At 65.0% G+C, this 9624-nt stretch carries 9 protein-coding genes and 1 tRNA gene; 4 read left to right on the top strand and 6 right to left on the bottom strand.

Annotation, left to right across the window (positions count from 1 at the left end):
- Nucleotides 1–344, bottom strand: a 344-nt coding sequence (locus ACWGO6_RS19090; protein WP_452327682.1) for a hypothetical protein, incomplete at its 3' end; no start/stop codon positions are given.
- Between ACWGO6_RS19090 and ACWGO6_RS19085 the strand changes: the two genes are divergently transcribed.
- Together ACWGO6_RS19085 and ACWGO6_RS19080 are read left to right on the top strand one after the other, a co-directional pair.
- Nucleotides 226–669: an LPXTG cell wall anchor domain-containing protein gene (locus ACWGO6_RS19085; protein WP_452327681.1), complete on the top strand. Its 444-nt coding sequence runs from the start codon at nt 226–228 to the stop codon at nt 667–669. The genes ACWGO6_RS19090 and ACWGO6_RS19085 overlap by 119 nt on opposite strands.
- A 516-nt stretch (nt 670–1185) precedes the next feature.
- Nucleotides 1186–1620 (top strand): hypothetical protein, encoded by a 435-nt coding sequence (locus ACWGO6_RS19080; RefSeq protein ID WP_452327679.1) that lies wholly within the window; start codon nt 1186–1188, stop codon nt 1618–1620.
- A gap of 25 nt (nt 1621–1645) precedes the next feature.
- Here ACWGO6_RS19080 and ACWGO6_RS19075 read toward each other — a convergent pair.
- Nucleotides 1646–1718 (bottom strand) — tRNA-Ala (locus ACWGO6_RS19075).
- Nucleotides 1719–2423: 705 nt separating this feature from the next.
- Between ACWGO6_RS19075 and ACWGO6_RS19070 the strand changes: the two genes are divergently transcribed.
- Nucleotides 2424–2801 (top strand): hypothetical protein, encoded by a 378-nt coding sequence (locus ACWGO6_RS19070; protein ID WP_452327678.1) that lies wholly within the window; start codon nt 2424–2426, stop codon nt 2799–2801.
- 1037 nt (nt 2802–3838) lie between these two features.
- On the top strand, nt 3839–4534 hold the full coding sequence (locus tag ACWGO6_RS19065; RefSeq protein WP_452327677.1) for a hypothetical protein: 696 nt from the start codon (nt 3839–3841) through the stop codon (nt 4532–4534).
- 60 nt (nt 4535–4594) lie between these two features.
- Here the strand turns inward: ACWGO6_RS19065 and ACWGO6_RS19060 are convergent, their stop codons facing one another.
- From ACWGO6_RS19060 to ACWGO6_RS19045, 4 genes are all read right to left on the bottom strand, one after another.
- Nucleotides 4595–5551: a Gfo/Idh/MocA family protein gene (locus tag ACWGO6_RS19060; RefSeq protein WP_452327680.1), complete on the bottom strand. Its 957-nt coding sequence runs from the start codon at nt 5549–5551 to the stop codon at nt 4595–4597.
- A 333-nt stretch (nt 5552–5884) separates the two neighbouring features.
- Nucleotides 5885–6868, bottom strand: a complete 984-nt coding sequence (locus tag ACWGO6_RS19055) for an Ig-like domain-containing protein (protein ID WP_452327676.1) — start codon at nt 6866–6868, stop codon at nt 5885–5887.
- Nucleotide 6869: 1 nt separating this feature from the next.
- On the bottom strand, nt 6870–8582 hold the full coding sequence (locus ACWGO6_RS19050) for a sigma-70 family RNA polymerase sigma factor (protein ID WP_452327675.1): 1713 nt from the start codon (nt 8580–8582) through the stop codon (nt 6870–6872).
- A gap of 284 nt (nt 8583–8866) precedes the next feature.
- Nucleotides 8867–9624 (bottom strand): LPXTG cell wall anchor domain-containing protein (locus tag ACWGO6_RS19045; RefSeq protein ID WP_452327674.1); only part of this gene is annotated, 758 nt, incomplete at its 5' end.

Below are 9624 nucleotides of genomic sequence, written 5' to 3'. Positions count from 1 at the left end.
GACGCGACGGCGGCGGCTTCGGTAGCAGCGATCGCAGACGCGACCACCAACGCGTCGGGCGACGTTGATGCTTCGGCTTCGGCTTCGGCTTCGGCTTCGGCGGATGCGAATGCGAATGCGTCGGCGTCGGCGGCGGCGTCGGCGGCGGCGGATGCGAACGGGAACCCGGCAGCTGTCGCTGCGGGGAACACGGACGCGTCCACCCAGGCCAGCGCGGCAGCGGACATCACCGCAGCGGCAGCCTCCCGGGCAGCAGCGAACGCGGACGCCTCCACGGCCGCGTCGGCGGATGTTTCCACGGATGCGGACGCAGCAGCCTCGGCTGCAGCAGAGGCGGCAGCCAACGGTGACAACTCCTCCAACACTCAGGGCGCGGCGACTGCTGCGGCCAATGGTGACGCGACGGCGGCGGCTTCGGTAGCAGCGATCGCAGACGCGACCACCAACGCGGCGGGCGACGTTGATGCTTCGGCTTCGACGAATGCTTCGGCTTCGGGGAGCGCGTCGGGGTCTGGGGACGATGACCTGGCGAAGACCGGTCTCGACTCCAGTGCCGTGGGCTGGGCGATGGCAGCTGCTCTCGCACTCGGCCTGGGTGGTCTGGTGATGTTCTTCATCGCCCGGCGCCGTAAGCACGAAGACGAGGAGCAGCAGGAAGTACTGAGCTAACACTCGCAAAGAAGCAAGGCGGGGAGCCCGGGCGTATGCCCCGGGCTCCCCGTTCCGTTCCGCACTACCGCGCACTACCACCTTCGGTGGGACTGCACGCCAATACAGGCTGCACGCGCTTGAGCGATGCGCGAGGGGTGGCACCTGCGCTTGTCCCGCCAGTGAACACGGCCGCCCATCCATAGTCCGGAAAGGGCCGCTTCGACCCTCAAGTATCTCGGTCGGCATCTGCTCCGCTCCGTGCAACCACCGACTCTCTGTCACTGCGAGATCGATCACCCGCGCGGCTCGTTGGAATGGAGATCCTTCGAGCACGCGACATCTTGAGCCCGGGAGGATGAGCGGGGAGGAGTCCCCCCGCTCATGCCGAGCCGCCACAGGGGTCGTTCAGCGCTCGCCTGACATCATGAAACCGACCCTGGCCCTCTGGCTTTAAGGATGTGTATGCCCCGTCGACGACCGCGCCGTTGGTTGGCCGCCGTTACTGGTGCGAGCCTTGTCACACTCAGCGGTGCTGTGCTGAGCGCCGCGGTGCTGGCGCCGGAGTCGGTGGAGGCCGCGTGGGGGTCGGTTCGCGCGGTCGTGGTGTCAGCCCCGCAGGCCCTGACGGGCGATCTCCCCGAGATCACTCTCGGACGATCAGGCACGGCAGCAGATCTCGATACGTGCGACGGCACGTTCACGCAGATGCTCGAGTACAGCAACCCGCAAGCCCCGCCGGTATGGGCCGCACACAACAATTGCGGCGGTGACGTCGTTCTCCCCTGGACAGAAGGGCAACAGTTCCGGATCGGGGACACCGTCTACGAGGTCCTCGAGGTCCGCCGCCTTCCGAAATTCACCAGCACCGCCAGAGACCTCACGGGCCTGGGCGGCGAACTCGCCCTCCAAACATGCCTCTACGGCGAACACACCATGGCCTTCCTCGGCGCAAGCCCCGTCACCACCTGACAACGCTCACCAACAAGTTTCACTGTGGACCTGAGGGGAATCGAACCCCTGACCTCCTCGATGCGAACGACGCGCGCTACCAACTGCGCTACAGGCCCCAAAACCCAGAGCCGCGATACCGACGGAGTGGGCATTCGTAGGCCCCTAGAAGCGAGGAGCAACACTTCCAGGGGCCCAACAAACCGGAGAGGACTTTGGGACTCCCGGTCTTGTTGCGAAGCTATCCGAATGCGCTTCGCATGTTAAGACTTCGACCACGCTGAGTCATAACGCATCTGGGCATGCTCGTCGGACCAGGCATCCCTGAGCAACACGGTCCCGCTTCCCGACCGGCAGTCGGTTACGATCGCACCAGCTTCGGAGAGCTGCCGTCGGCTCAGCAACTGGCTGCTCGATCGGTGCAGACCCTAGAGGTTGGCGGCTGGTAACGTAGCGATTCGCAGAACGACATTTCCTCCACGAAAGTACGCCCTAGGCGACATTTTGACCAATAGCGCCCCAGGCACTCGTCCACCCATGTGGGCGGAAACGGGCCGGCGGAGTCACCCCGGCACACCTTCGTGAGCAGGCGTCGCCGTCGAGCGCGAGCGAGTCCGGTCGGAGTTGGGCCATCAGCGGGGTAATCACTGATCTGATCTCGGGCTCGACAGGATCGACACCCATGGGTGGGACCTTTGGTTGCGGGCGTCGGGGCCGGTCTGGTGGTTGCGTACGCGGTTACTGCGGTTTGCAGATTCTAGTGTGGAACCCGCTTGCGGCGGCGCCCGGACGGTCGCGCGAGGAGATCGCCCGAGTTACTGCAGATGCGAGCACACACGCCATCGGAGCACACCATCGACGGCTTGCCGGCAGCGGCCGAGTTCCATTTCGTTCATGAGAACGCCGACGGCGCGCTGCTCGTAGTGGGCGTCCTGGCCGAGGTCGGCGAGCAGAACGCTCAGTGGCAGCCCTTCATTGACCTGGCCGCAGGTGATGCCAAGTCGGAAACGGCGATGGTGCTGTCGGGGTCGGCACAGACCCCCGGAACCCGCCCCGGCAGCAAACCCCAACACGTACTCGCGGTCGCCGACACTGTCGCACAAGACCTCGTGGGATCGCGTGTGGATGACATTAGCCAGGATCTCGACGCCGGCTTCATCGCAAGGAATGCTCGAGTTGCGAGTGCTTCGAGACCAGGTTAATCGCATCTTCGATGCCCCCGCCGATCGACGTTCAGCGCACGGTGCGCGGTCCGACAGGTCAAGTCAGATCCATCACCGTCCATGAACAGCATCGCGATCGCGTCCACATCGCGGAGCTCATTCTCGAACCGGTCGATGAGGGCCACGTAGGTGTCGTGCCGCGCCTGAGACAGGGCCTGTGGGTGTCAGGGTCTGAGGACGTCGCCGACGCGGGCCCGGCGCGCGTGATGCTCTGGGACACTCCTGGCGACGCGATCGAGCATCGCGTCAAGGACTACGGCGACTCTGCCCACTTATCCTGCGGAGTGCACAGCCGGTTGAGCTGTGCGTCGTCCATCGGTTTCCTCCGATGATCCGTTCACTGTTGCTCATGTCCGATATTTGCCGACGTTTTGCATGGGAGAGAACGGGTCTTTGATGACGAGCCCCGTGCTTCAGCTCCGGGAGCTGAGGAAGCAGCTCCCTCAATTCCTGGGCGTTGTCGTCGTCGGACTCCTCGCTCAACCGAGCTGAGCAACATACACCCCCCATGGACCATAGTGCGAGGTCACAGGGTTGAGGCGGACGAGAGTAGCTTCCTATGCGAGTTTCCCCTTCGTTGCGGCGTAATCCAGTCAGAGAGGAATCAATCAGCGCCGTGAAGAGAGTCAGGGGTGGTCATTTCCGGAAAGCGGGCCCCGCCTCCGCGGTGGGGCACAGACCTGCCCGGGACCATCCAGGAAGCGGCCGTTCACCAAGAGCTGGGGAACCGAAACCTGGGACGCCTCAACTAGATACCCCCGCCTCGAGCGGGCATGTCGCACCGACGCGGTCGGCGGCGGGTTGGTGGATGTCGGATGATCAGCACACTCGTCACGTGATCGATCACCAAGAGTCGGGTCTTCTCTTTTGTACCGGGTGCCGCCGAAGGCGCCGGAGCGGAAACGACAGGTGACTCGATGAAGATGAAAACCCCCTCCCCTGATGCCGACGGCACCCACGGCTGCAGTGCGGCCCGGAGGTCGGCGGGGACCGCTGCGCGTAGTCCTCTCGCACCCGTGGTCGGTCTCGTCGCCGCCGCATTCCTCGTCGCAGGATGCACGGCGGGACCAGGTTCGGAAACGCCGACGAGTTCGCCAGCCCCGAGCGCCGGAAACGTCGACGACCAGAACGACATGGAGGGCGCGCTGCTCGACGAAGGCCGCATGTTCGCGGTCGTCACCCTGGGCTCGTCTACTTGTGTGCCGCAGGTCGATAGAGTCACGGCTGAGGGTCAGACCGTGACCGTCACCCTCGTGGACCCCGACGCGGAATCCGCGCCGTGCACGAAGGATCTCGCTCCGCGCGCGAGCATCGGCGCCCTGCCGGACGGCGTGGACCCGAAGACGGACATCACCCTGAACGTCACCTACGGCGACCTCACCGACGACGTCGACCTCAACGGCGACCCTGCGGCCACAGGCACGCCGGGGACATCCACCGAGTACCTCCCGTCCGCCGGTTGGTTCGACGACAACGGTCTCGTACTGCTCACCTGGGGTTCTTCGACATGCGTCCCGGTCGTCGAGTCGCTCGAGGGGGCAGGTAACGCCGGCACCGCGACCTTCGCGACCGACGAAGAACAGGTCTGCACGATGGACATGGGTCCGCGGGCGACCATGCTCGCCTTCGGTGATGACACGGTCAAAGACGACGGCACGTTCACGCTGACCCTGGTCGGCGGCGGCCTCGACGGCACGGTCGAAGTCCGGTAGCGAACCCGCCGCGTTGCAAGTTCCCACCGACGGGCAACCGTGACGGCGCGACCGTGTCGCTCATCGCGCGCCGATCTGTCGACGCGCTTCGTCGATCGTGCGCAGCATCGTCACCGAGTCACTCAGCGGGTGCCATGGAGATTCCGTTCTCCCTTCGCCGATGTGGTGCGCCACTGCCGCTGCTTGCCACGCGAGTCCGGCACGATGGCGCAGCCCGGTTTCGTCCCGCCATCTCTGCGTCGTTCCATCTGCTCTGGTGAGAGTGAAACCACCCGGGGCGAAGAACGGCGTGTCGATCTGCAAGCTGGCTCGGGATCCGTGAATCCGTGCCTCCTTCGGAGACCGGCACAACAGTGAAGTGCTGAGCAGCGCTTGGGCTCCTTGCGCCGTGTCCAGGAGAAGCGACGCTTGTGAATCAACGCCCGTGCCGGCGAGAGCTCCCCGTGCTGCGACGCCTGCCGGCGCTCCCAGAACGAACTGAGCGAACCACACCGGATAGACCCCGACGTCGAGCAGCGCACCACCGCCGAGAGAAGGATCGAAGAGCCGGTGGGTCGGATCGTAGTCAGCGAGACTGCCGTAGTCAGCGGTGACGAGTCGGTTCTCGCCGAGCTCGCCCTCCGCGAGGAGCCGCTCAATGATCGTGGTCTGCGGAAGAAAACGCGACCACATCGCCTCCATCGCGAACACGCCTGCCCGTCGAGCGGCGTCCGCGATGGACTGCGCCCTTACTGCGCTCGTCGCCATCGGCTTCTCTACAAGCACGTGCTTCTGCGCGGCGATAGCAAGATGGGCGAGCCGGTGATGCTCGCTGTGGGGAGCTGAAATGTAGACGATGTCCACAGTGGAATCTGCCACGAGCGCCTCGTAAGTCTCATAAGCTCGGGCAATCCCATGCTCGGCCGCGAAGCTACGCGCTCGTCGGGGATCCCGTGATGCGACGGCATGGACTCTTTGGTCTGTATGCGTGTGCAGTGCCGCGACGAAATCGCGGGCGATGCCCCCCGGAGCCAACACCCCCCACCGCAGCCGCGGGCCGCCACGCAGGGGCTGGGTCGACGCTTCCGGAAGTGTGGTGGTCAAGTTTCACTCGCTCATCTCTGCGGGCCTGAACGCACGAGGTCGCCCCCGTCGATGCTGACAGAACGTCGGGGATCGGGAGGAGAGGTGGAGGGACATCCCCATGGCTTCTCCACCTCTCAGCACGACTGCGAGCACTTGAAGAGGAGCGTCGCAATCGTACCGGGAGTCAAGCTGGACTCCCCTATAGGGAGACCATTCTTGCGCGGGTTCATCACGCCGGTCGATCACAGCGATCGAGTGGACCGCTTCGCGATTCCGCAGAGCACGCTACGGACTCGCCGGTGCTGTAGACAGCGATCCAATCTCCACCTGCTGAGCGAACGCTTCGACAGTGTGGGACGCGTTGGAGCTTCCGACAGCGGTGATCGTGGCAACACCGGCAGAGTCCGTGACGGCGGATCGGGACGTGAGTGCGAGGCGGTCGCTGGGCAGGAAGTCAACCGTGACGCCAGCGATCGGATTGCCCTCATCATCCACGAGCCTGGCTTGCAGGACGTAAAAATCCTGACCTCGGTGGCGAGTGACGTCCGGTGAGAGATTCAAGGTCGACCCGTTGGCATCGACGGGGCCCGGCCGGAACAGCATCTCGGGTGTCACGAGGTGGGTGCCGTTCCAGGTGACGGAGATCGTGTGCACGCCAGCACGCGTGGATGAGAGATCTAGACGGACGATCCCATCGTCGTCGGTGATTCTCGCCCCGACGATCCTCACGGTCGGATCCGACTCGATATCGATCGTCTCTCCCGCGACGGGTTCGCCACGTTCATCGACCAGTCGAAGACGGATCCAGTGCGTGTCGATCCCGTCGGCGATGCGGGCGCCGACGGAGAACATCAGGTCGGATTTTGTGAGATCAGGTTGCCGGGCCACGAACTTCAGCTGTGTGCTGGCCCCTGCACCGAACAAGCTCACCCGCGCACTGACCGTGATCACACCCGCCTTCGCGCTCGTGACGGCGGTTTCAGCGACGCCCTGTTCGTTCGTCCATACGTGGATGACGTCATTCCGCCCGTTCGAGACAATGAACGTGACCAGGACGCCTGCGAGCGGGTTGCCTTGGGCGCCTTGGACCCGCGCCACGGCGGAATGGGCGTCTACCCCGTCTGCGAGCCGACTCCCCTCCGAGACCTCAAGCTCGACCGTTGCGGTTGAGGGCTCGAATGTTGCCGCGGGCAAGGCGGCCATCAGAAGCATCCCGACTACCAACATCCCCAGTTTCGCAGCTACCCGTGCTGATCTTCCCTGTTTCATGTCATTGCTCTTTCACGTCGGCGCGAAGTTCGATCCAAGGTCCTGATCGGTTGCCGGCGGCGTACCGAACCCGGACTTGGTCCGTCAGAAGTGCGGCTGGATAGGCTGCAGTCCATTCGCCGTTTCGGTCAAGGCGTGCAGCAGCAAGCGTGACGTGCGCATCGTCCTGAATCTCGATGTGCGCGCCAGGCACGCCGGTCACCGCGAGAGTCCAGTGCGCTCCGGAGTGTTGAGAAGTGATCTGCGGGACCGCCGGGGCGGAGGCGACCATCGCTCTCGTGCCTGGCGCGTCTGCGAGCTCGATTGCGAGGGACTCCACGTGAAGATCGATCTGGTCAATATCCCAGCTGCCGTCGGGCGCGGCGCGTGTCCGCCCGACCTCAGCTCCGCCGCCGAAGACAACTACTTCCAAGCCCGCCGGGGCTGTTCCCGACAGACGGGGGAAGAACACTCCGCGAGGCCCGCGATCTGCCGCCACCGTCAGTTCGCCGAGTTCAGTGTGGACCGTTTGCACTTCTGAACGCGCCACATCGTCGGTCGTGGAAGGCTGGATGGGCGCGGGGGTCTCGAGGTTCAGCTCTGATGGCCGCTCTTCCGGAGGGGGCGTTGCGATGGCATCCCGGGACTCTTGGAGGGGGGTGTCCGTTGAAGGAAGGGGTTGCTGCCCGAACAACGCGAGGCCCACAACGATCGCCGCGGACGCACCGAGACCCCCCACGACGACCGACCACCCCGTGACCGCCGCGACAGAGGGAGCTCCCCCGCCCCCGCCCCCTACCGAGTTGGACGCGGCTGCAGCCCCACCTGTACCGGTCGCACCGGCCGCGAGCAGTGAGATCTGCTCGACCATGAGAGCGGGATCATCCTCGAGCGCTACCCGAGTGGTGCCATCTTCGACCGCCGCGCGGTATCCCAGTGCGCCCGCCACTCCCACCACGAGCGGCAGCAAGGCATGCGTCAGCCGCGAGTTCACGTGCTCCGCTTCCCCCGCGAGCTTCGTGCATCCAGGACAGCCTCGGAGGTGCTCGTCAAACCGACGACGGTCACGCCTGCTCAATGTGTCACGGGTGTTCGCTGCAAGACGCTCGATCGCCCACGCATGGTCCGGGTCGGAGCCTGTCGATGTGATGTGCGATTGAACCCATGCGCGCCGAAGACCTTCGCGCGCTCGGAATGACAACATCGCTGCGGCCGTGGCGCTGATCCCGAGGAGCTTGCCGATCTCCGTGGGGTTGTATCCTTCGACTTCTGAGTACCAGAGCGCTTCCTGCCAGCGCGGCGGGAGCGTCGCAAACGCCTTGCCCGCATTATCTCGATCCAAGCCGCGGAGCGTTTCCGCTTCCGTTGTTGATTCATCGGGGATGTCTTCAGCCCAATCGATGTGGACTTCCTTCTTGCTACGGCTCCCGATGCGGGCGGCGAGGTTGCGGATCGTCACCAGAAGGTAGGTTCGGAATCCGTTCGTCGGCCCTCCTCCGCGCAGGATCGTCTGCCAGATCCGTGCAAACGCTTCGCTGACGAGGTCATCTGAATCGATAGACGACGTGATGGCACGGGCCGCCGCTCGTCCCGCGCTTGCATGACGCTTCCAAAGTTCTCCGAAGGCTTCCGAATCCCCGGCTCGGCAGCGTTCAACCAGCTCACTATCGGACGCATGAGCGTTGGCCGTGAACCCTTCCGGGGCCGGGTCAGTATGGTCCGGAGTGGCAGGCATGGATCTCTCTTGCTCTTAGCGGTCAGGACGATGGCGAGACAGGAGGCCGTGGGCCACAGGCAGAACCAGTTCCTGCTGAAGGCTCGACCGCATGCCGGCCACGCTCCGCGCTCCAGACAGGCGGTCAGAGGACGACTAACCCCGTTCCCCAGGTATATAGATTCAGGTCGGTGCGGGCGATAACGCCACCGCTGCACATCCGCTAAGACCGGCGGTGAAGCTCTCCATACGACAGGGAGCCCGGTCATGCGCCCGGGCTCCCTGCTCCACTTCTCTACCGACTGCTAGCGGATTCTCTCCTCCAGCACCTGGTCGTCCTCGTGCTTTCGGCGGCGGGCGATGAAGAACATCATCAGACCGCCGAGTCCGAGGACAAGTGCGGCCGCCATCGCCCAGCCCACGACGCTGGAGTCGAGACCGGTCTTTGCCAGATCATCAGCCCCAGACACCGACGCGGTCCCCAAGACCGAATTATCTTCCACGCCGGATGCCCCGGTGGAGGCATTCGCGTTCGTCATCACCGACGCCGCCGTGCTGACATCCCCATTAGCCGTGGCCGTGGACGCGGTGTTCGCTTCGCTCGACACGCCAGCCGAGACATCCACCGACGCACTCGCATCCGCCGCGGCCTGAGCCGTCGCCGCCGCAGTCACGTCCGCTCCCACACTGACATCGCTGGAAGCGTCCGCAGCCGCCGACGCTGTCGCCGCCACATCCGCATCCGCATCCACCGATGCCGTCGTGGTTGCGTCGTTATTGGCCGTCGCCATAGCCGTGGTGTCACCGTCGATCACACCCGCCGCCTCCGCGTCTGCTTCGCTAGACGCGTCCTCATCCGCTGCGACCTGAGCCGCTGCCGTCGCAGTCACGTCCACTGCCGCACCGTCGTCGCTGGAAGCATCCGCAGCCGCCGAGGCCGATGCCGACACATCGGCATCCACCGCCGCATCCTGATCGCCGTCCACCGACACCGCAGAGTCAGCATCCCCCTCAACCGCGGCAGTCGCCGTAGCCGCCGCCGTAGCCGTAGCCGTAGCCGTAG

Source organism: Microbacterium sp. NPDC055665, from assembly GCF_053618035.1.
This window is presented reverse-complemented; position numbering and strand designations above follow the sequence as displayed.